This window comes from Paradevosia shaoguanensis, assembly GCF_016801025.1.
Classification (GTDB): domain Bacteria; phylum Pseudomonadota; class Alphaproteobacteria; order Rhizobiales; family Devosiaceae; genus Paradevosia; species Paradevosia shaoguanensis.
In genome coordinates this window covers 1304711-1326105 of record NZ_CP068983.1, presented here as the reverse complement: position 1 = coordinate 1326105, position 21395 = coordinate 1304711, and the positions used below count along the sequence as shown (strand labels likewise).

20 protein-coding genes are annotated in these 21395 nt (G+C 65.7%); 12 read left to right on the top strand and 8 right to left on the bottom strand.

Going from position 1 to position 21395, the window contains the following annotated elements; all coding sequences use genetic code 11:
• Positions 1-17: 17 nt before the first annotated feature.
• Both rfbB and JNE37_RS06110 read right to left on the bottom strand, forming a co-directional pair.
• Entirely contained in the window at positions 18-1070 is a 1053-nt protein-coding gene (gene rfbB / locus JNE37_RS06115) for a dTDP-glucose 4,6-dehydratase (protein ID WP_203065663.1), read from the bottom strand.
• A 5-nt stretch (positions 1071-1075) separates the two neighbouring features.
• Positions 1076-1801: a helix-turn-helix transcriptional regulator gene (locus tag JNE37_RS06110; protein ID WP_203065662.1), complete on the bottom strand. Its 726-nt coding sequence runs from the start codon at positions 1799-1801 to the stop codon at positions 1076-1078.
• A gap of 210 nt (positions 1802-2011) precedes the next feature.
• Between JNE37_RS06110 and JNE37_RS06105 the strand changes: the two genes are divergently transcribed.
• Genes JNE37_RS06105 through JNE37_RS06090 form a run of 4 tightly spaced genes read left to right on the top strand, consistent with a single transcriptional unit; the run spans position 2012 to position 5834 of the window.
• A complete protein-coding gene (locus JNE37_RS06105; RefSeq protein WP_203065661.1) occupies positions 2012-3115 on the top strand; it encodes a WecB/TagA/CpsF family glycosyltransferase in 1104 nt (367 codons plus the stop codon).
• Positions 3112-4047, top strand: a complete 936-nt coding sequence (locus JNE37_RS06100) for a glycosyltransferase family 2 protein (protein ID WP_203065660.1) — start codon at positions 3112-3114, stop codon at positions 4045-4047. Before JNE37_RS06105 ends, JNE37_RS06100 begins: the two co-directional genes overlap by 4 nt.
• Entirely contained in the window at positions 4034-4921 is an 888-nt protein-coding gene (locus JNE37_RS06095; protein ID WP_203065659.1) for a glycosyltransferase family 2 protein, read from the top strand. The genes JNE37_RS06100 and JNE37_RS06095 overlap by 14 nt, the downstream gene beginning before the upstream one ends.
• Position 4922: 1 nt before the next feature.
• Positions 4923-5834 (top strand): DUF6492 family protein, encoded by a 912-nt coding sequence (locus tag JNE37_RS06090; RefSeq protein WP_203065658.1) that lies wholly within the window; start codon positions 4923-4925, stop codon positions 5832-5834.
• Here the strand turns inward: JNE37_RS06090 and JNE37_RS06085 are convergent.
• Positions 5818-7107, bottom strand: a complete 1290-nt coding sequence (locus tag JNE37_RS06085) for an O-antigen ligase family protein (protein WP_203065657.1) — start codon at positions 7105-7107, stop codon at positions 5818-5820. The two genes, JNE37_RS06090 and JNE37_RS06085, sit on opposite strands and share 17 nt — an antisense overlap.
• A 278-nt stretch (positions 7108-7385) precedes the next feature.
• Between JNE37_RS06085 and JNE37_RS06080 the strand changes: the two genes are divergently transcribed.
• Genes JNE37_RS06080 through JNE37_RS06055 form a run of 6 tightly spaced genes read left to right on the top strand, consistent with a single transcriptional unit; the run spans position 7386 to position 12853 of the window.
• Positions 7386-7886: an acyltransferase gene (locus JNE37_RS06080; RefSeq protein ID WP_203065656.1), complete on the top strand. Its 501-nt coding sequence runs from the start codon at positions 7386-7388 to the stop codon at positions 7884-7886.
• Positions 7883-8926, top strand: coding sequence for a Gfo/Idh/MocA family protein (locus JNE37_RS06075; protein WP_035036524.1), 1044 nt, complete (start codon positions 7883-7885; stop codon positions 8924-8926). The genes JNE37_RS06080 and JNE37_RS06075 overlap by 4 nt, the downstream gene beginning before the upstream one ends.
• On the top strand, positions 8923-10029 hold the full coding sequence (locus JNE37_RS06070) for a DegT/DnrJ/EryC1/StrS family aminotransferase (RefSeq protein ID WP_035036752.1): 1107 nt from the start codon (positions 8923-8925) through the stop codon (positions 10027-10029). Before JNE37_RS06075 ends, JNE37_RS06070 begins: the two co-directional genes overlap by 4 nt.
• Positions 10019-10720, top strand: a complete 702-nt coding sequence (locus tag JNE37_RS06065) for an acyltransferase (protein WP_035095028.1) — start codon at positions 10019-10021, stop codon at positions 10718-10720. Before JNE37_RS06070 ends, JNE37_RS06065 begins: the two co-directional genes overlap by 11 nt.
• Positions 10710-11684 (top strand): SDR family NAD(P)-dependent oxidoreductase, encoded by a 975-nt coding sequence (locus JNE37_RS06060; RefSeq protein WP_035095032.1) that lies wholly within the window; start codon positions 10710-10712, stop codon positions 11682-11684. Before JNE37_RS06065 ends, JNE37_RS06060 begins: the two co-directional genes overlap by 11 nt.
• A gap of 2 nt (positions 11685-11686) precedes the next feature.
• A complete protein-coding gene (locus JNE37_RS06055; RefSeq protein ID WP_203065655.1) occupies positions 11687-12853 on the top strand; it encodes a DegT/DnrJ/EryC1/StrS family aminotransferase in 1167 nt (388 codons plus the stop codon).
• A gap of 357 nt (positions 12854-13210) precedes the next feature.
• Here JNE37_RS06055 and JNE37_RS06050 read toward each other — a convergent pair whose 3' ends face one another.
• Positions 13211-14470, bottom strand: a complete 1260-nt coding sequence (locus JNE37_RS06050; protein WP_203065654.1) for a polysaccharide biosynthesis/export family protein — start codon at positions 14468-14470, stop codon at positions 13211-13213.
• Between the two features lie 135 nt (positions 14471-14605).
• Between JNE37_RS06050 and JNE37_RS06045 the strand changes: the two genes are divergently transcribed.
• Positions 14606-16135 carry a GumC family protein gene (locus JNE37_RS06045; protein WP_203065653.1) on the top strand — a complete coding sequence of 510 codons (1530 nt, stop codon included), beginning with the start codon at positions 14606-14608 and terminating at the stop codon, positions 16133-16135.
• A gap of 73 nt (positions 16136-16208) precedes the next feature.
• Positions 16209-16949 carry a CpsD/CapB family tyrosine-protein kinase gene (locus tag JNE37_RS06040; protein ID WP_052015756.1) on the top strand — a complete coding sequence of 247 codons (741 nt, stop codon included), beginning with the start codon at positions 16209-16211 and terminating at the stop codon, positions 16947-16949.
• A gap of 102 nt (positions 16950-17051) precedes the next feature.
• On the opposite strand, the gene JNE37_RS06035 is transcribed toward JNE37_RS06040, so the two are convergent.
• The 4 genes from JNE37_RS06035 to JNE37_RS06020 all read right to left on the bottom strand — a co-directional run bounded on the left by JNE37_RS06035 (position 17052) and on the right by JNE37_RS06020 (position 21099).
• Entirely contained in the window at positions 17052-17732 is a 681-nt protein-coding gene (locus JNE37_RS06035) for a sugar transferase (RefSeq protein ID WP_035036515.1), read from the bottom strand.
• A gap of 133 nt (positions 17733-17865) precedes the next feature.
• Positions 17866-19440: a DHA2 family efflux MFS transporter permease subunit gene (locus JNE37_RS06030; RefSeq protein ID WP_052152645.1), complete on the bottom strand. Its 1575-nt coding sequence runs from the start codon at positions 19438-19440 to the stop codon at positions 17866-17868.
• Between the two features lie 54 nt (positions 19441-19494).
• Positions 19495-20637, bottom strand: a complete 1143-nt coding sequence (locus JNE37_RS06025) for an HlyD family secretion protein (protein ID WP_035036513.1) — start codon at positions 20635-20637, stop codon at positions 19495-19497.
• Positions 20638-20652: 15 nt separating this feature from the next.
• A complete protein-coding gene (locus tag JNE37_RS06020) occupies positions 20653-21099 on the bottom strand; it encodes a MarR family winged helix-turn-helix transcriptional regulator (protein ID WP_203065652.1) in 447 nt (148 codons plus the stop codon).
• Positions 21100-21395 lie beyond the last annotated feature (296 nt).

The window sequence follows — 21395 nt, the reverse complement described above, 5'->3', positions numbered from 1 at the left end:
ATCGTGCTCCTCCCCGCTCAGGCATATTGCCTGGCGATCCAGTCCCGGTATTCCCCGCTCGTCACCGCCGAGACCCAGGCCGGATTGCCCAGATACCAGTCCACGGTGCTGCGGATGCCGTCGGTGAAATTGCTTGCAGGCGTCCAGCCGAGCTTCTTTGCGATCTTGCTCGCATTGATCGCGTAGCGCCGGTCATGTCCCGGCCGGTCGCGCACGAAGGTGATCTGCTGGGCGTAGGATTTGCCCGAGGGCAGCGGCCGGACCTGGTCGAGCACGGCGCAGATGGCCTGGACGACCGCAAGGTTCGGCAATTCGCTGTCGCCGCCGATATTGTAGGTTTCACCCAGCTCGCCCTTGGCCAGAACCTGGCGCAGGGCGCTGCAATGGTCGCTGACATGGAGCCAGTCGCGCACCTGCATGCCATCGCCATAGATCGGCAGCGGCTTGCCGCCGATGGCGTTGAGGATGACGAGCGGAATGAGTTTTTCGGGAAACTGGTAGGGCCCGTAATTGTTCGAGCAATGCGTGGTGAGCACCGGCAGGCCATAAGTCTCGCCATAGGCGCGCACCGCATGGTCGGCGGCGGCCTTGCTGGCGGCATAGGGGCTGTTGGGCTCGAAAGGATTGGTCTCGCGGAAGGCCGACGCATTGGGGCCGAGCGAGCCGAAGACCTCGTCGGTCGAAACGTGGAGGAAGCGGAAATCGGCGGGCGCCTCCCCGCTCTCGATATATTCGCGCGCCGCTTCGAGGAGGCGGAGCGTACCGATCACATTGGTCTGGAAGAATGGCTCGGGACCCGAGATCGAGCGGTCGACATGGCTCTCGGCGGCGAAATTGACGATGGCGCGCACGCTGTGTGCGGCCAGCAGCCGGGCGATCTTGCTGGTTTCCTCGATGCCGAGGCGGAAGAAGAAGTATTCCTTGCGCGCCGAGACGCTCGCGAGATTCTGCAGGTTCCCCGCATAGGTGAGCTTATCGATATTGAGGACCGGTTCGTCGCTGCGGGCGAACCAGTCCAGAATGAAGTTCGATCCGATGAACCCGGCGCCGCCGGTAACCAGGATCGTCATTTTCGCTACGCCTGCACCGCGAAGGCCGAGGTCGAGTCCCGGTAATAGGCGGCAGCCTCGGTCCGGTTATGCGTACGCAGCTTGGAGATCACGTTGTGGACGTGAATCTTGACCGTGTACTCGGAGAGGTTGAGCGAATTGGCGATGGTCTTGTTCTGCAGGCCCCGCGACACCAGTTCGAGCACTTCGAGCTCGCGGGCCGTGAGATGGGCCAGCGCCGGAGGCGTGCCGTTCCTGGCGGGACGGGTCGGCGCTTCCGGCTCGACCGTCTCGGCTTCGCGCCGGTGGCTGTCGAGCAGATCGCGCGGGAAATATTCGCCGCCACGCAGCATCAGGCCGACCACGGAGAGCCAGAGATCGCTCTTGCCGCCGAGCGGCAGCACGCCGCGGATGAAGCGCGAGGAGAGGATGCTGCAGGGCAGGGCATCCTTGCCGCCATCGAGCACGGTGATCAGCGCCAGCGGGTGGCGATCCCCGATCTCGCGAGCCATCTTGGCGACCTCGCCCAGAAGCGAGGGATGCACCACGATGAGCGCGACGATGTCGCAATAACTCTCGAACAGCGCCGAGACCGTTTCGACACGCGTCACCGTAGTCCACGGGAAAGCGCTCTCGATGGCATCGACATGCCGTTCAGCGATGGATTGTACCGGATCCACGAAGACGACTGCCCGATGCGATGGGGCGCTGGCGCGGCCGTGTCCGACGAAACTTGCGGTGGTGTGGAACATCTTGAGCCCCCGACCTCCCTGTTGTGATGGTCAAAGCCTAGGGAACGCGCCCCGTAACCGGGAACTTGCCAATAGTGATGAAGGGGGGACTAGACGGCGCGTCAAATTGGGTAGGGGGCGTACTAACCCCCTACCCCCATTGATCTATGTCTGGCTGCATCGGCGCTCGGCTATCGTTTCCCCGTATTCACCACCAGCGGGCCCAGCCACGTGCCAAACGCAGCGCATGCAAGTCTCGAGATAACCGGCATTCCGATCGACCTGGTCGATATGGAAGAGGTGGTGCGCGAGATCGACGCGGCGGCGCGCAGCCGCGAAACGCTGCTGATCTCGACGGTCAATTCCAACTTCGTGGCCCTGAGCGCGCGCCATCGCGGCTTCCGCGATTCCCTCATCGAAAGCGACCTCTGCACCGTCGACGGTGTGGGAGTTCTGCTGCTCTGCAAGCTGGTTTCCGGCCGGCCGATCAGCCGCGTTTCGGGCGCCGACATCCTCGAAGTCCTGCGGGCGCGGGCCGAAAATTCCCTTGGCCGGCCGTTGCGCGTCTTCTTCCTGGGCGGGGCGAACGGGGTGGCCGACCAGGCCCGCCGCCGGCTCAATGCCGCGCGTTCCCCGGCCATCTGCTGCGTGGGCGCGCTTGATCCGGGCTTCGGCAGCATGGACGAACTGAGCCGCGCGGAAGTCATCGATGCCATCAACGATGCGCAGCCCGATTTCCTCATCGTGGCGCTGGGCGCCGAGCGCGGGCAGGCCTGGCTGATGCGCAATGGTTCACGCCTCAAAGTGCCGGTTCGCAGCCATTTCGGGGCCGCCATCAACTTCCTCGCGGGCACGATCGAACGGGCGCCGAGCCGCTGGCAGGCCTTCGGCATGGAATGGATCTGGCGCATCACCCGCGAGCCGAAACTGGCCCGCCGCTACTGGGCGGACGCGCTAAGCCTGGGGTGGCTCCTGTCATCGGAAGTAGCACCCCGAGCCCTATCCATTTGGGTAGGTCGCCTAGTCCAGACGGTCTATCCGAGCCGCCCCCGCATCAGCTCAACGGAGGAGGCAGACCGCGTTTTGGTGAGGCTGGGAGGCCGGCTGGCCGATACCCACCTCGACCAACTCCAGACGACCTTCGCCGCAGCCATCACTTCGGGTAAGCCCATCACCCTGGATCTCGCCGGAATCGTCTCGGCTTCGAGCGAAGTGAGGGGGGCCGTGTTGCGCCTGCGCCGCGAGGCGAGTCGCCGGTCGCGGCCGCTCCACCTCATCGGCGCGCGCCACGGCATCCAGCGCAGCCTCGCTCCGGATACGGAGCTGGTCCGGTGAAACCCATTCCGCGCGTCAGCGTCGTCATCCCCCATCTCAACGACAACGAGGAACTCGGGCGCTGCCTCGCGCGGCTCGACGCGCAGGTGGAGGAGACGCCGGCTTTCGAGGTGATCGTCGCGGACAATGGTTCGATGGCCTTGCCCGAGGCGGTATCGAAGCGGGCGGTGTCGACGCGGGTCGTCGTCGAACGTCATCCGGGCCCGGGGCCGGCGCGCAATGCCGGGGCGGCCGTGGCGCGGGGCGATATCATCGCCTTCATCGATGCCGACTGCCACGCGGACCCGGATTGGCTCGCGAGGATCGTGGCGGCGTTCGATGCCGATCCCGACCTCGATTACACCGCCGGGCGGATTCTCGTGGAGGCGGCGACGCCGGGCCGGCCCAATGGCGTCGAAGCCTATGAGGCCGTGTTCTCCTATCGGGTAAAGCTCTTCGTCGAGCGCGACCGCTATGCGGCAACCGGCAACATGGCGGTGCGGCGCAAGGTATTCGGGGAGGTCGGGCCCTTCGATGGCCTCAGCCGCGCCGAGGATCGCGCCTGGGGGCAGAGGGCGGCGGCGCTGGGCTACAGAATCGCCTATCTGCCGGAGGCACGCGTTTCGACCTCGGGTTGCCGCAACTTCGCGGAACTGGCGACGCGGCTCGATCGGCTCGTGGCGCATAACCATGCCGAGCGGCGGTCCGACCTGCACTGGATCGTCCAGAGCGCAATGATGGCGGGGTCGCCGCTGCGCGATCTCTTCGTGCTCGCCGCCTCGCCCGAAATTTCCGGCCCTAGGGCAAAGCTGCTCGCCGCCGGCATTCTCATCCGCATCCGGCTCTACCGGGCCTGGCGCATGCTCGAACTCATGACGCGCAACTGGTCCGACCAGCATCTGGCAAGCTGGAACCGGTTGACGCCAACGGGGCACAAGGATGGCCGCCGCTAGTCTCTCCATCATCATCGTCACCTATAACAGCGCCGATGCCCTGACGGGCCTGCTGGATTCGATTGCCGGGGAGCTGGAAGGCTTCGGGACCGCCAACGTGCTCGTCATCGACAATGCGTCGCGCGACGAGACGCTCGAGGTGGCGGCTGCTCATCCGGTGGGGCCGAGGATCATCGAGACGGGCCGCAATGCCGGCTATGCCGCCGCGATCAATATCGGCTATGGCGCGATTTCGCCCGACGACCACGTGCTGGTGCTCAACCCCGACATGCGCCTCGCGCCGGGGGCGATAAAGCAGCTTTTCGTGACGGCGGCAGAGATCGGCGCAGGCATCGTCGCGCCGCGATTGCTGCATCCGGATGGCGAGGTGGCCCATTCGATCCGCCGCGAACCGTCCATCGCGCGCGCCATCAGCGACGCGCTGCTGGGCTGGCGTATCGCCGGGCGGCTGGGCTGGAGCGAGATCGTGACCGACGAGAGCCGCTACGCAAGAGCGGGGGAAGTCGAATGGGCGACGGGCGCGGCGCTGCTGATCACGCCCGAGGCGCGGCGCGCCATCGGGATGTGGGACGAGCGCTTCTTCCTCTATAGCGAGGAGACCGACTATATGCGCCGCGCACGCAGCGCGGGCTTTGCTGTAGTGTTCGAGCCGCGGGCGAGCGTCATGCATGTGGGCGGGGAATCGGGGACCAACCCGACCCTCCATGCACTCCAGGTGCGCAACCGCATCCGCTATTACGCCAAGCACAATCCGCTCTCGCGGGCAGTGGCTTTTCGGCTGATCGTCGCGGCCAATGAGGGACTGCGGCTCTCGCGCAGCGAAGCCTATCGCGCGGGGCTGGATGCGGCCCTCGCCACTCGTGCCGGAGACTGAGATGGCCGGACTGCAATTCCTCACCGCCTCCTATCGCAACGACCTGGTGCCCTTCGAGGACCTGCACCGGTCGATCCTGCGCTACGGGCCGGAGGATGCGATGCATCTGGTCGTGGTGCCCGATTGCGACGTGCCGCTCTTCGCTCGCTTCGGCGGCGAGCGGACATTGGTGCGGCCGGTAAGCTCCTATCTGCCGCGACCGCTGATGTCGGTGACCGGAGCGACGCAATGGTTTCGCGGCGTGCCGGGACTGTCCTCGCTGGCGCGCATCGATGCCATCAACCCGTTCCGGCCCTATCCGCCGGTTCGCGGCTGGATCCGGCAGCAGATCACCAAGCTTGCCGCCGCCGCCGCTTCCGATGCCGAGGCAGTGGTCATCGTCGATTCCGACGTCTCGCTGGTGCGGCCGGTGACGAGCGACACTTTCGTTCGCGACGGCGTCGTGCGCTTCTACCGATTGCCCGAGGGGATAACGCCCGACATGCGGCGGCATCGGCGCTGGGTGGAGATCGCGGCAGGGCTGCTCGATATTCCGGCGCCGCAGGGGGCGCTCGAGACCGACTACATCGCCTCCTTCGTGAGCTGGGACCCGGCGATCGTGCGCCGGCTGCTTGCGCGGATCGAGGCCAATGGCAGGGGCGGCTGGGCCGCGCAACTGGCGGCGCAGATCGAATTCTCCGAGTGCATTCTCTATGGGCTCCATCTCGATACGCTCGGCAGCGAGCGGGAGCGCAGCTTTGCCGCCAACGAGACGCGCTGCCACAGCCATTGGGACCCGGTACCGCTCTCGGAAGGGGATGCCGCTGCGTTCCTGGCGGGAATGTCGCCCGAGGACGTGGCCGTGCACATCCAGTCAAACTCGCACACGACCGAGCAGCTTCGCCGTCGCCTGATCGCTACTGCACAAGTCTGAGCTTGACCTTGCCCGGGCTCGGTTGCCGGGCCGGCTCTTCCTGCTTTGCCAGCATCCAGCTCCCGCTGCCGAGGACGAAGAACAGCAGCGCCGCCGCCGCGCCCCAGATGTGGACGGTAAGGCCCGTGAGCGCGAAGCTGATGAGCGAGATGAGGATGGCGAGGCGATATTCGGCGATGCGCGGCTCGACCTTGGCGCGGATGAGTTCGATGAAGACGCTCACGAAGATCAGGGCCAAAAGGATCAGGGCCGGGTAGCCGTAGAAGACGCCGGTCAGGAGCCAGAGATTGTCGATGCTGGCCGGCATCCAATAGGGCCGCGCCCAATTGCCAGGCGTACCGAAGAGGCCGTTCGCCGCGATGGCGGCCATGGCGTATTTCCAGATCAGGGTCCGGAACCAGTAGGATTGCGGATCGAAGACGATGAGCGATGTGATGATCTCGATGGGCGGCCGCCGCGCCACGAGCGAGAGCGCGGTAATGCCGGCGCCGACGAGCGAAGCCAGCACGATCCAGCGGCCATGGAGCTTGCGCAGCAGCGTGTTCCAGAGCAGCAGTCCACCCTGGAGACCGAGAATGCCGATGGGGCCGGCCGAGAGCGAGCTGATGGTGGCGGCCACCACCGCGGCGCAGCGGACGAGGCGCACGTAGAGCCGCGTGCCGGGCGCGTAGACGAGGGCGGCAAAGGCCAGGAGGCTCCCGAAGAAGGTGCCGTTGAGGATCGGGTGCTCGAAGGGGCCGGCGGCGCGGAAATAGCTGTTCCGCATCTCCCCGCTCGCCTCGTAGGTATGAAGACCCGGAATGCTGAAGCGGGTGAAGAGGTTGGTGCCGGTCAGCGTCTCGAAGACCAGGAGCGGGGCGGCAAGGATCGCCAGGCGCAGGGCGAGGCGCCAGATGGCGACGAAGTCATCGGCCGAGCGAATGGCGCAGCGGGCGAGGAGATAGGCCCCGAAAAGCTCGATGAACTGGATGCCTACCGACTGCCAGGCGCTGCCGATGCCGTTGGCATTGACCATGCTCAGGCCACACCAGACGCAGAAGAGCACGACCAGCAGGTCGGTGACCCTTACGCCGCCGGCGCGCCCGCTGAGCCAGCGCACGAGGCAGAACGGGAAGGCGAGCAGCAGCACGATGCGATAGGGCGAGAGATTGAGCGGCCCGATCGACACCAGCCAGGGCAGGAGGAGCGAGACGACGAAGACCGCCGCCAGCCGCTGCCAGCCCGTCGTGACGGGGACAGAAGCCGGCTTCTCCTTCGCCTCTGGCGCGGCCATTGCCGGCCCGCGCGTATAGACCGTCCCGGACCGGGGAGGCCTTGTGCGCGGCGCCGTTGGGGCAAGACTCATGCTCGTTCCGGACCTAGATCGAATTATCTGTATGCTGCCGCAGGGCCTGAATAATCGGCATTCCGGCGCTGCGACGACCCCAACTTACCCGCCCCTAAACCCCTCGATCCATTAGCACCATTTAGCTATTCGACCCCTCGCACCCCCCGCCTAGTGTCGACGCCATGGCGTGAGACGGCCGTCTGCCGGCGCCGCGTGAGGGTATTATGATCAAGGGTGTCGTGATGGGTGAAGGGGCGGTGATCTATCACCCCGATCTCGTCAATCTCTATGACTGCACGATAGGGGCTGGTGCCCGTATCGGCACGTTCGTGGAGATCCAGCGGGGCGTCGTCGTCGGCGCGCGCTGCAAGGTGTCGAGCCACAGCTTCCTCTGCGAAGGGGTGACGCTCGAGGACGAAGTGTTCATCGGACACGGCGTCATGTTCACCAACGACAAGTTCCCCCGCGCGACCAATGCCGACGGCAGCCTGCAGGGCTCGGACGACTGGTCCGTGGCCCCCATCCTCGTCAGGAAAGGCGCTTCGATCGGCAGCGGCGCCACCGTGCTGGGCGGCGTCACCATCGGGGCCCATGCCCTGGTCGGCGCCGGCGCCACGGTGACGCGTGACGTGCCTGATTTTGCCATCGTCGCGGGTGTCCCCGCGCGGATCGTCGGGCGCGTGCCCGACGCCAGGAACCATCTACAGAGCGAGCTTGCATCATGATCGGAGTCGCGGTCGTCGGTTACGGCTATTGGGGGCCGAACCTGGTCCGGAACCTCTGGGAGCTGCCCGGCGCCGAGCTGCGCTGGGTCTGCGACCTGCGCACCGAGCGGCTGGCGGGCGTCCGCACGCGTTATCCCTCGGTCAACATCACCGAGGATTTCGACGAGGTGCTCGCCGACCCCAAGGTCGATGCCGTGGCCATCTCCACGCCGGTCGCGTCCCACTTCCCGCTGGCCATGAAGGCACTGCAGGCAGGCAAGCACGTGCTGGTCGAAAAGCCGATGGCCGCTTCCGCCGAGAAGGCGCGGCGGATGGTGGATGAGGCCGACAAGCGCAACCTCGTTCTCGCGGTCGACCATACGTTCGTCCACACCGGCGCCATCCGCAAGATGCGCGAGCTTATCGATACGGAAGTGGGCGACCTCTACTATTACGATTCCGTGCGCATCAATCTGGGCCTCTTCCAGAGCGACGTCTCGGTGCTCTGGGACCTCGCCGTCCACGATCTTTCGATCATGGACTACGTGCTCCAGGAGCGCCCGGTCGCGGTGTCGGCGACGGGCAGCAGCCACCTGACGGGCAAGCCCGAGGATATCGCCTACCTGACGCTGCACTATCAGAGCAATCTCATCGCCCATGTGCACGTCAACTGGCTGGCGCCCGTCAAGGTGCGCCGGACCCTGGTCGGCGGCAGCCGCAAGATGATCGTCTATGACGATCTCGAGCCGTCCGAGAAGATCAAGGTCTACGACAAGGGCATCGTCGTCGACACGAACGCGCCCTCGCCATCCCGCCGCAAGAAGGAAGACCAGCTCCGCGTCGGCTACCGCACCGGCGACATGTGGGCGCCCCAGCTCGACCTGAGCGAGGCGCTCGCCGTCGAGCTGCGCGAATTCGTCTCCTGCGTCGAACACGGAACCACACCCATCGCCGATGCGCAGGCAGGCCTGCGCGTGGTCTCGATCCTCGAGGCCGCATCGCAATCGCTGGCCCGCGGCGGCCGCATGGTTGAACTGGAAGGTATGAAATGCCCGGCGTGATCCCGCTTCTCGATCTGCGCGCGCAATATGCCGCGCTCAAGCCCGAGCTCGACGCTGCCGTGCTCGACGTGCTGGCTTCCGGCGCCTATGTGCAGGGCGAGCCGGTGGAACGCTTCGAGCGGGCCTTCGCCGATTATTGCGGCGTGCGCCACGCCATCGCCGTCAATACCGGCACGAGCGCGCTGCACCTGGCGCTGCTCGCCGCCAATATCGGGCCGGGCGACGAGGTCATCACCACCCCCTTCACTTTCGTGGCGACGGTGGCGGCGATCCTCTATGCCGGCGCGCGGCCGGTGCTGGTCGATGTCGAGCCGGAGAGCTTCAACATCGACCCGTCGCTGATCGAAGCGGCCATCACCCCGCGCACCAAGGCCATCGTGCCGGTGCACCTCTACGGCCAGATGGCGGACATGACCGCCATCCAGGCCATCGCCCACAGCTACGGGCTGACCCTGATCGAGGATGCCTGCCAGGCCCATGGCGCCGAATATCGCGGCCGCCGCGCGGGCAGCATCGGGCTCTCCTCGGCCTTCTCGTTCTACCCGGGCAAGAACCTGGGCGCCTGCGGGGAAGGCGGCATCGTCGTCACCAATAGCGACGAGCAGATGTACACCATGCGCTCGCTGCGCGACTGGGGTCAGGCCGGGCGCTACAACCACGTGCTCAAGGGCTTCAACTACCGCATGGATGCCATCCAGGGCGCGATCCTGGACGTCAAGCTGCGCTATCTCGAGGACTGGACCGAAGCCCGCCGTGCCCATGCCGCGCGCTATCGCAGCCTCCTCGCCGATATCGGCTCGATCAAGCTGCCGGCCGAAATCCAGGGCCGCCGCCACGTCTACCATGTCTTCGCCATCCGCACCCGCGACCGCGAGGCGCTGCGCAAGCAATTGGGCGACGAGGGCGTGCAGACGGGGCTGCATTATCCCATCCCCGTACACCTCCAGAAGGCGCATGCCGATCTCGGCTATGTCGAGGGCGATTTCCCCGTGGCCGAAGCTTTGGCTCGCGAAGTGCTCTCGCTCCCCATCTATCCCGAAATGTCGCCGCGCCAGATCGAAACCGTGGCCAATGCCATAAAGCAGGACGCCTATGTCGTCTAACGTGTCCTCGCTGACCGATCGTCTCGTTCCGGCCGTCCACGCCCAGAAGGCGCCGGTGGATGTCGACTATCTCGAAGGCCTGGTCCTCGACCTGCGCGAGAACTACGACACCAAGGCGCTGGTCGAGCTCTATGGACGCTTTTCGACCGCCGACGGCATGGTCGACCGGCTGATGCGCAAGGCCATCGTCAACGCCACGGCCCATCGCTGCGGGCCGGGGCTGCGCGTGGAGGCCAATGTCGGCTTCAAGCACCTGGAAACCATGGATATCGGCGCCGGCGTCTTCTTCGGCTTCGGCTCCTACATCCAGGGGCGCTATGACGGCCGCTGCCGCATCGGCGACCATGTCTGGATCGGCCCGCACGCCTTTCTCGATGCCCGCGACATCATCATCGAGGATCATGTCGGCTGGGGGCCGGGCGCCCGCGTCCTGGGTTCGGAGCATACCGGCTCGCCCATCGACCGGCCGATCATCGCCACGGACCTGCTCATCAAGCCTGTCAGGATCGAGGCCTGGGCCGATATCGGCACGGGCGCGGTGATCCTGCCCGGCGTCACTGTCGGCCGCGGCGCCATCGTCGGCGCGGGGGCGGTGGTGACCACCGATGTCGAACCATTTTCGATCGTGGCCGGCGTGCCGGCCCGATTGCTGCGGATGCGCGAAGACAAGGAGGCGCACCTTGAAAGGTAAGCGGATACTCATCACCGGCGGAGCCGGGCTCATCGGTTCGCACATCGCCGAACTGGTCGCCATGGAGGGCCCGCGCGAAATCGTGGTGCTCGACAATTTCGACCGCGGCCGTCGCGAGAACCTGGCGCCGGCAAGCGCCATCTATCCCATCACCATGGTCCAGGGCGATATCCGGGACACGCAGGTGGTCAAGCGCGTGATGGAGGACATCGACATCGTCTTCCACCAGGCGGCCATCCGCATCACCCAATGCGCGCAGGAACCGAGACTGGCCCATGACGTGCTGGCGACGGGGACGTTCAACGTGCTCGAAGCGGCGGTGGCGGCAGGCGTCTCCAAGGTCGTGGCGGCATCCTCCGCCTCGGTGCTCGGCGCGGCCGATTTCTTCCCGACCAACGAGGATCACCACCCCTATAACAACCGCACCATCTATGGGGCGGCCAAGGTCTATAACGAGGGCCTGCTGCGCAGCTTCGCCGAGATGTACGGCCTGCGCTACGTGGCGCTGCGCTATTTCAACGTCTACGGCCCGCGCATGGACGCCTTCGGGGTCTATACCGAGGTGCTGATCCGCTGGATGGAGCGCATCGCGGCCGGCCAGCCGCCGCTGATCCTGGGCGACGGCCTCCAGACCATGGACTTCATCAACGCCCGCGACGTTGCCCGCGCCAATGTGCTGGCGGCCAAGGCCGACGTGACAGACGAGGTCTTCAACGTCGGAAGCGGGGAAGAAACCAGCCTGCGTGAGCTGGCCGATACGCTGCTGCGCGTCATGGGTTCGACGCTCGAGCCGGAATACGGCCCGGCCCGCAAGGTGAACCCCGTGCCCCGGCGCCTCGCCGATGTGAGCCGCGCGCGCAAGCGCATCGGCTTCGAGGCCTCTATCCCGCTTGAGGAAGGCCTGCGCGAGCTCGTCGAATGGTGGACGGACGAAGTCTCCGTCCCGCAGCGCAAGGCGGTCTGACCATGCCCAGAATCCCGGTTGCAGCGCCCAATCTGGGCGAGGAAGAAGCCGAGGCCGCCCGCCGCGTCATCCTGTCAGGCTGGGTGACGCAGGGGCCGGAAGTGGCGGCCTTCGAGAAGGAATTCGCCGCCTATGTCGGCGCGGCCCATGCCTGCGCCGTCTCCAATTGTACGACCGCGCTGCACCTGGCGCTGATGGCGGTGGGCGTGGGGGAGGGCGATGAGGTCATCACCGTCAGCCACAGCTTCATCGCCACGGCCAATGCCATCGTCTATTGCCGCGCCAAGCCGGTCTTCGTCGATATCGGCGAGGGCGGCTTCAATATCGATCCGGAACTGGTCGAGGCGGCGATCACGCCGCGCACCAAGGCCATTCTCTGCGTGCACCAGCTGGGCATGCCCTGCGATCTGGCAACGCTCGTCGCCATCGGGCGGCGGCATGGCATCCCGGTCATCGAGGACGCGGCCTGCGCCATCGGCAGCGAGATCGAGTGGGACGGCTCCTGGCAGAAGATCGGCCGGCCGCATGGCGATATCGCCTGCTTCTCCTTCCATCCGCGCAAGGTCATCACGACCGGCGACGGCGGCATGCTGACCACCAACAATCCGCGCTACGACGAGAAATTCCGCCTCTGGCGCCAGCACGGCATGACCGTGCCGGATTCGGTGCGCCATTCCTCGGCCCAGGTGGTCTTCGAGACCTATGACGAGGTGGGCTACAATTACCGGATGACGGACATGCAGGCGGCCGTCGGTCGCGTCCAGCTCCAGCGCCTGCCGGGGATCGTCGCGGCGCGGCGTCGGCTGGCGGGGCTCTACGGAGACCTGCTGGCGCGCGTGGCCGGAGTGGCGGCGCCCTCGGAGGCGAACTGGGCACGCAGCAACTGGCAGAGCTATTGCGTGACGCTGGCCCGCGATATCGACCAGCGCGAGATCATGCAGTCCATGCTCGATGGGGGGATCGCGACGCGCCGCGGCATCATGAATTCGCACCTTGAGCGGCCCTATGCCGGCGACGGCTATCGCCTGCCGCGGAGCGAGGCGGCGCAGGCGCATTCGGTGATCCTGCCGCTCTATGACCGGATGCCCGACCAGGATGTCGAGGCGGTGGTGAGTGCCCTCGATCACGCGATCGGGGCGACGCGGCCGAAGTTGAGGGCCAGCGCCTAGCGGGGCGGTGCTCGTCTGCCTGCTACGCGATTTGTCTTCCCCGGCGACGGCCGGGGTCCAGGGATAGTTCCGCGTGTGCTGAACGTCCTGCTGGGCCCCGGCCTTCGCCGGGGAAGAGACCTTTTGGGTATAGGCAGGGCGGTGCCCTACGCGGGGTTCTGAGACCTTCCGAGGATACGAGGAGGCGCTAGGCGGGCCGTCGCACAGGATTGCCGACTCTTTGAGGGCTCATGCGCTGACCATGGCCACCTCGGCACCATCTCCCCTTCGTCTTCGTCTGGGAGGGTACTGGCGCCGAGGCGCTGCCTTCGCGAGCAAGGCTGAGAACTGAAGCCGCTTCCGCGAGTGCCGGATCGCCTACAGCGCGGCGTTCGCCGTCGCTTCGTCCTTGCCGACCGCGGTTACCTTCACCACGTCGCCGGGCGAGAGGGTCGTCGTTTCGTCGGCGTTGAGCTGCTGGACGCCGCCGGTGGCGGACTGGCGGACGATGCTGTAGGCGAGCTGCTGGCGGCCGTCGGGGTTGGAGGTGGTGTCGGCGGGGAGGCCCATCAGCAGCAGGCGGGCGGTGGCCTGGCTGTTGCGGAGCTGTTCGAGCTTGGCCTGCTCGGTCTGCAATTGCGAGGAGGCGTCGGTCTTCTGCTGGTCCTGCACGGCAGCAAGGTTGCGTTCGGCCTCGCTCAAGGCCTGACGGGCGCGCATGGTGGCGGTGATGTTGTCGAGCCGGTCCGCGCGCAGGCTGGTGAGGGCGGTTTCGAGATCCGTGCGGCGGGTGACCGTGGCGATGCCCTGGTCGACCAGCGTCTTCACGCCGTCGTATTCCTTTTCCTTCGACGTGATGGCGGTTTCGAGGTTGTCGCCCTTCTGCTTGAGCACGTCGATTTCGGAAAGCAGCAGGGCTTTCAATTCCTCGAACGAAGCTTCCTGGCGCTTTGCGGCCTCAACGCGCGAATGGAAGACGACCTGTTCCTGCGCGATGATCTGGGCGATCTGGCCTTCCTTGGGCGCCGAGGAGAGTTCGGGCGGGAAGGCGATGTCGGCCGCCCCGCTCAGCTCCGCCTCGTAGCGGGCGATGTGCGCCATGGTGCGCAGGATATCGCCTTCGCCGGCCTGGAGATCGCCGAGGAGCTTGGTGCGCGTGGCGCCCTGTTCGGGGCTGGCCTGGGTCGGTCCGCCGCCAAGGGCAAGCGCCTGGAGCACGGTCATGTCGGGGCGGAAGGGATATTCGCCGGCCTTGGCGACGTCGCCCACCACATAGATGGGCGGATAGGCAGCGACGTCCACCGTGACCTCGGGGAGGTCGACGAGGCCGATCTTGGCCTTGATCCGGTCGGCGATGATGGCGGCGAGCTGCTCGACGCTGGTGTTTTCCACCGGCAATTTGCCGACCAGCGGCACGGTGATCGAGCGATCGGGCGCGACGGTGATTTCCCCGCTCACCGCGTCGAGCTTCTGGTATTGCCCGAGCACGGGATTCCACTGCACGACCGAGAGCTGGAGCTTGGTGAGGGGCGTGAGGGCGCTGGGTTCGACTGCCTGCGCTGGAAGCGCGATGCCCGCGAGCAATGCCGCCAGCAAGAGGCCGCGCTTTCCCTGTTTCCATGCTGCTAGCGCGATCATCGCGACACCCAATACTACCACCTTAGGCCTAGAGCCGACCATGAAACGCCGACCCGCTCCATAGCTCCAACGGTCGATAGCCCGTCCTGCCCGCCTGTCGCAGCATGCCGGTCAATCAATTACTGGGTGGCAATTTTGAGCGGCGCCGACATTCTATTTTACGTAGCAGTGTTCTGGAGACGTTTGCCCTATTTCGCGGGCGTCGCGATTCTCATCGCCACCGTCGGCATCGTCACCGCGATCCTCCTGCCGCCGACCTATCGGGCGAGTTCCAAGATCCTCGTCGAGTCCCCGCAGATTTCGGCCGACCTCGCGCGTTCGACAGTCGCCGCCGACTCCTCGTCCCAGATCCAGGTCATCACCGAGAGTATCCTGACGACGGCGAGCCTGGTGAGCCTTGCCAACCAGTTCGACGTCTATGGCAACCGCGAGAACATGACCGATCTCGACGTCGCCCAGGACATGCAGAAGCGCATCAGCATCGGGCAGTTGCCGGCGGACCTGCGCGGCGCGGCCTCGTTCGAGGTGTCGTTCGATGCGGAAACGCCCGAACTCTCGGCCGTGGTCACCAACGAGCTGGCCAACCGGATCCTGAGCGAGAACATCCGCCAGCGCACGAGCCGCGCGGGCGATACGCTCGATTTCTTCAAGCAGGAAGTGACCCGGCTTGCGGGCAACCTCAAGGACCTCGAAGGGCGCATCCTGGCGTTCAAGAACGAGAATTCGGAAGCCCTGCCCGACAGCCTCGATTTCCGCCGCAACCAGCAATCGTCCCAGCAGGAACGGCTGCAGCTATTGGTGCGCGAGGAGGCGACGCTGCGCAGCCGCAAGACCAACCTCACGGAAGCCTTCGAGACTTATGGCCGCGTGCCCAGCAGCGGGCCCCAGACGCCGCAGGAAAAGCTGCTTGACCAGTTGGAACAGACGCTGGCGGCCCAGAGCGGCATGTTCTCGGCGGACAGCCCCAACATCACCGCCATCAAGTCGCGCATCGCCGCCGTCAAGGCCGAGATCGCGGCCAGCGCCAAGGCCGATAGCACGGGCGACGTCAAGCGGCCGGCCTCCGATCTCGACGTGGAGCTGGCGGGGATCGACGACCGCCTCTCTTTCATCGCGCAGGAAAAGGCGACGATCACCACGGACCTGGCGGACCTGGCCAAGTCGATTGCCGCGACGCCTGCCAACGAGGCGGTGCTCAATGCGCTCGAACGCGACTATGACGACGTCAAGACCCAGCACAGCGCCGCCGTGAGCCGGCTGGCAGAGGCATCGACCGGCGAGCAGATCGAGCTGCGCTCCAAGGGCGAGCGGCTGACCATCCTCGAGCCCGCCGTGGCGCCGCAGCGCCCGTTCAGCCCCAACCGCACGCGGCTGGCGCTGCTCTCGATCTTCGCCGGGTTGGTGGCGGGCGGAGGCGTCGTGGCGCTGATGGAATATCTCAACAAGACGGTTCGCCGTCCCGTCCAGCTCAACCGCGCGCTCCATATCGAGCCGCTGGCCGTCATCCCGATCATCCGCACCAAGCGCGACCGGCAACGGCAGCGGATCGTGGCGGGCATGGCGCTGGCGGCGGGCATCGTCGTCGCGGTCGTGCTGGCCCTCGTCGTGGTGCACTACACCACAGGGTCCATCAATGGATTGGGGATCGGCGTTGCCAAGATCTGATGGCTCCTTGCCAACCAGCGTAAACGAACCGGCGCGCGACGTGAGCGGCCGTTCCGGCCCACGAGGATCGAAGATGTTTGCAGCCAACTTGCCAACGCCTTCCGCCGACGACTTCTGGAGCGCGCTGCGCGAGCTGCGTCCGAACCAGAGCCGGCTCGAAGACAACAGGCTCATCCCCACCGCCCAGGCCGACGCCGCCCACGTGCCCATCGACATGCTGCGCACGCGCGTGGCCGCGATGATGGAGGAAAAGGGCTGGAAGACGCTCGCCGTGACCTCGCCGACGGCCGGGTGCGGTAAGACCACGATCGCGGTCAACCTCGCCTTCTCCATGGCGCGCCGGCGCCAGGGCAGGGTGGTGCTGATCGACCTCGACTTCCGTCGCCCACGCGTCGGCACGCTGCTCGAATTCTCGCCCAAGAGCCAGCTCGAAGACCTGTTCGAGGGCAAGGCGCGGCTGGCCGATTGCTTCTCGCGCATCGGCAACAATCTCGCCGTGGCGGTCAATACCCAGCCGGTAGGGCGCGCGGCCGAACTCCTGCATTCGGAGACGACCAAGAAGGCGCTCGCCGAAATCCAGCGCGACCTGCAGCCGGACATGATCATCTGCGACCTGCCGCCCATGCTGGTCAACGACGACTTCCTGGCCTTCCAGCCGAGCATCGACTGCTCGCTGCTGGTGGCCGGCGCGGAATATTCGACCATCGGGGAGATCGACGTCTGCGAGCGGGAGCTGGGGCAGCACGAGACGCTGCTGGGCGTGGTGCTGAACAAGTGCCGGTATAGCCCGGCGCGATATGGGTATGGGTATTGAGGGGCGGGCTCGTGCCCGCCACTGAAAGCGCTTCCCCGGCCTTCGCCGGGGAAGAGAGATCTGAGGTTTGGGTAGCGCGCAGGCCCTAGTCTGCGTTGACCTTCAGTATCCCGTGCCCTTGAGCACGATCCCCACCGTCCGCAGCAGGATGGCGATGTCTGCGGTCAGCGACATTTCCCTTGCGTAGCGCAGGTCGTAGTCGGCGCGTTCCGAGAAGGTGGAGGCGTTGCGGGCGCTGGTTTGCCAGAGGCCGGTAATGCCCGGGCGCAGGGCGAAGCAGGCGCTGCCGGGATAGATCTGGCGCTGGCTGGGGAACATCGGGCGCGGGCCGACAAGGCTCATGTCGCCCTTGAGGACGTTCCAGAGCTGGGGCAGTTCATCGATCGAATACTTGCGCAGGAACCGGCCGACCGGCGTGATGCGCGGATCGAACTTGAGCTTCTGGTGCAGGTCCCATTCGCGCTTGGCCTCGGGGTTTTCCTCGAGATAGCGGGCGAGGTGCGCGTCGGCATCCATCACCATAGAGCGCAGCTTCCAGATCTCGAAGACCTCGCCGTTCCGGCCCAGCCGCTTCTGATGATAGAAAGCCGGCCCGCCATCGCGCCGCACGAGCGCGGCCGCGACGAGAACGATCGGCAAGGCCACGGCACCCAGCGTCAGGCCGCCGGCAATATCCATGCTGCGCTTGACCAGGGGGTAGAGGCCACGCCGCACCGGGCCGACGGATCCGTCTTCATCCTCGTAGAGGGGAATCTTGGAAAACGACGTCTTGTCGACCGACATGGCGCTTGCCTCGTACCTTTAGATACGACAGCAGGCGTCAACGGCCCGGCGCTTGCATTACCCAATTCGATCTATCGCAGGAAAATACTTATCCTGCAATGAGTTAGCCTGTGGAATGCCGGAAAACGGGGTGTTATTCCGACATCGCATGGGCGCGTTCGAGGGCCTTTTCCTCTTCCGTCTTCGGCTTGGCGCTGGCGGCCTTCTTGGGACCGCGCAGCAGGAAGATGAGCGGCACGCACGCGGCGCTGAGGATCGCCATCAGCCAGAAGTCGTCGAGATAGGCCAGAATCGCCGCCTGCTGCTGCACCAGCCCGTTGATGATCGCGAGGATCTGCGGGTTGCCGGTGAGGAGGCCCGGCATCTGCTGGGCCACCGCCTGCGAGGTCGGCGTCAGCCGCTCGGCGAGCTCGGCATGGTTGACCTGCATCATGTTGGCCAACACCGCCGAAACCACCGAGATGCCGATGCCCTGGCCCAGGTTACGCACCAGGCTGAACATCGAGGTGGCGTCGGCGCGCAGGTGCGTGGCGATGGTGGTGAAGGCCATCGAGGACAGCGGCACGAAGACGAAGCCCATGCCGAAGCCCTGCAGCGCGCCGGTCCAGACGATCGGCCAGTAATCCATCTGCAGGTTGAAGGCGGTCATCTCCCAGAGCGAATAGGTCATGAGCACGGCGCCGAACAGCATGAGGATGCGCGGATCGACCTTGCCGCTGAGGCGCCCCACGATCATCATCGAGAGCATCGTGGCGAGCCCGCGCGGCGCCATGAGCATGCCGGTGAAGATCACCGAATAGCCCATGAGATTCTGGAGGAGCGGCGGCAGCAGGGCCAAGCCGGAAAAGAGAGTGATGCCGACCGCGATCATGAACAGCGACGCCAGGACGAAGTTGAAGTCCTTGAAGATGCGCAGGTCGATGAAGGGGTTCTCCGTCGTCAGCGAGTGGACGATGAAGACCCAGAGACCGGAAATGACGAGGCCCAGTTCGATCCAGGTTTCGGGCGAAGAGAACCAGCTGTTCTCGGCGCCGCGGTCGAGCATGAGCTGGAGCGCGCCTATGGCGAGGGCGAAGGTGCCGAAGCCGAAGAAATCGAAGCGGCGATGCCGGATCTCTGTGGTGGGCATGTAGAGGAGCAGCATGGCCACGCAGGCAATGCCCACGGGCACGTTGACCAGGAACACCCAGCGCCAGTCAAAGCTCTCCGTCAGCCAGCCGCCGAGGGTCGGCCCCACGATCGGGGCCACCATGATGCCCATGCCGTAGATGGCCATGGCCTGGCCCAGCTTTTCCTTGGGATTGATATTGAGGATCACGGTCTGCGCCAGGGGCGCGATCATGGCGCCGCAAATGCCCTGAAGCACGCGGAAGAGCACCATTTCGGGAAGGCTCGTGGCGATGCCGCAGAGCGCCGAGGCGATGGTGAAGCCGATGACGGCCATGACGAAGAGACGCCGCTGCCCGAGCCGGTCGGACATCCAGCCGGTCAGCGGGGTCGCGATGGCGGCAGCCACGATATAGGAGGTCAGCACCCAGGTGATTTCGTTCTGGGCGGCGCCGAGCGAGGAGGCCATGTGCGGCAGCGCGACATTGGCGATCGTCGTGTCGAGCACCTGCATGATGGTGCCCAGCATGATGGCGATCGTCAGCAATGCCTTGTTCTTGACGACAAGGGCCGGCGCCGAGATTTGAGCTGTATTGGCCATACTGGCCTCCAACCGGAAGAATAGGGCGCGGTCCTTGGGACCGCGCCGAACGGTTTACTTGCCGAGCATCTTGTCGAGGGTCGAGGCGCCGGTATCGACGCTCACCACCGTGCTCATGCCGGTGCGCAGGGCTTCGGCCGACGTCTCCGGGCCGAGTGCGATGCGGATCGGAATGCGCTGGACGACCTTGACCCAGTTGCCGGTCGCGTTCTGGGCCGGGATCAGGGAGAATTCGGAGCCGGTCGCGGCGCCGATGCTCTCGACCTTGCCTTCGAAGACCACGCCCGGATAGGCATCGACCTTGATCTCGGCCGGCTGGCCGACGCGAATGCCGGTGAGCTGGGTTTCCTTGAAATTGGCTTCGATCCAGAGGCCGTTGGTCTCGACGAGCGAGGCAATGGTCGTGCCGGCGGCGACGAACTGGCCGGGATTGAGGCTCGAGACGTTGGCGACGATGCCATCGGCAGGAGCCACGACCTTGGTCTTGTTGAGGTTGCGCTGGGCAGCCTCGACCTGGGCCAGGGCGGCGAGCACGGCCGGGTGCTTGTCGGTCGCGATATTGGGATCGCCAGCGAGAGCGGCCGCAGCGGCGGCAACCTGCTGCTCGGCGGTCACCACGGCCGTCTGCGCCTGCTGGAGCGAGAGCTTGGGCTGGTCGAGCGCGGCGCTGGAATTGACGCCCTGGTCGACGAGCGCCGACTGGCGGTCATAGGAAACCTGCTGGATATCGAGCGTCGTCTGCGCCGCCTTGAGCGCAGCCTGCGCCGTGCCATAGGCAACGCGCAGCTGCTCGACATTGACCCGCGCCGAAGCAAGGGCCGCCGTCGCCTGGTCGAGGGCGATCTGGTAGGATTCGGGATCGATCGTGAAGAGCGCGTCGCCGGCCTTGACGGTCTGGTTCTCGATGACGTTCACGGCCGTGATGCGACCGGCAATGTCGGCCGAGATGGCGACCTTGGCCTGCTGCACATAGGCGTTGTCGGTTTCCTCATAGCGTCCGCCATTGAGGTAGAACCAGGCGCCGCCGGCGACGAGGATCACCGGCACGACGGCCATGAGCACGATACGACGCGGATTGCGCTTCTTGGGCTGCGGCGCGGCGGGAGCAGGTTCGGGGGCCGGCTTGGCCTCTGCGACCTTGGGTGCGTCCACTGCGACCGCTTCCCCCTGCTTGGGTTCGGTTACACGAGCATTCATTTAGACGGCTTCCTTCTACTCAGCGGTCGTATTCTGAAGATTGTCACGAATATGGGTCAGGCCCCTGGTGAGGCAGGACCTCTCCTCCTCGCTCAGGCCCGTGATGGCGAGAGCGTGGAGTTCCTGGCCCACATCGGAGGCCACGCGCACCAGTTCCTCGCCTTCGGCAGTCAAGCGGGCCAGCTTGGCGCGGCTGTCGTCGGGATCAGGATAACGCTCGACGAGCCCGCGGCGTTCGAGCCGCTCGAGCACGCCGCTCATCGTCATCGGGTCGCTGTCGATCGCGCCGGCAAGCGCCACCTGCGAAATGCTCGGCTGCCGATGAATCTGCGCAAGCGCGCGCCATTGCGTCAGGGTGACGCCGTGCTCGCTGGCGAAAGTCTCGAAACGACGACGAAACAGCCGGGCTACCTCGTGAACGAGATATCCGATCGTCGCTTCCTTGGGATTCTTCGGCTGCATTTCCATGTGTCCGCTTATAATATGCGTGCATATAATAAGTGCTCGAACTGCCGTCAATGAAGCTCAAGCATGGCTGCCGAGCGATTCGCGCAGGGGCGGGGCAGGTCGCCAAACGGGCCCGCCACATGATCGGCCAGTAATTCACACCCCAAATGGCAATGACCAATATCGGCATTGCGCTACTTTCAGGCCCCGGAGATGTCCAATAACGTCGCGCCGATCTTGGGGCAGGTTAAGCTGCGCGAAGGGCCATCAGAATATTGCGCGGCGCAGGGGCGTCGGTTGCTTTTGCTTGG